1 protein-coding gene is annotated in these 398 nt (G+C 66.1%); it reads right to left on the reverse strand.

The genetic code is table 11. The annotated features are described in order from the left end of the window. Nucleotides 1–334: FGGY family carbohydrate kinase (locus D9R02_RS11950; protein WP_259463973.1), on the reverse strand; the 334-nt coding region annotated here is incomplete at its 3' end. Between the last annotated feature and the right edge of the window lie 64 nt (nt 335–398).

Here is a 398-nt window from a genome sequence, read left to right on the forward strand (position 1 = left end):
GCCCGCAGATGTCGTTCCACCGTTCCCGGTGCCATGAACCGGCAGGAGCATCGGGCGCATGCAGTCCCCCCACGTCACCGGGCATCGAGTACAGGGGATCGGACTGGCTTGCCGAGTGGTGGTCCTGCACGTAGGCACCCGTGAGCTTGGCGGCAACGTAAGAATTCGCTCCGAAGAGGCGCGTGGCGCGGTCGAAGGCGTCGGGCTCGTGACGGCGCACCCATTCGATTTTCGGCCCCACCGCCTGGGAGGACAGGGCTGTGCCGCACTCCTGGAGAATGGTCTCGGCCCCGTAGCGCAGGGTTTGAGATTCGATCTCCCGGTGAGCTCGCATGTCCACCCCGTACAGAATCGCCGGCCGCACGGGAGCCAGCTGATCGTCAGTGAGCACGAGGCAC

It is taken from the genome of Kocuria rhizophila, from assembly GCF_003667225.1.
Lineage (GTDB): Bacteria > Actinomycetota > Actinomycetes > Actinomycetales > Micrococcaceae > Kocuria > Kocuria rhizophila.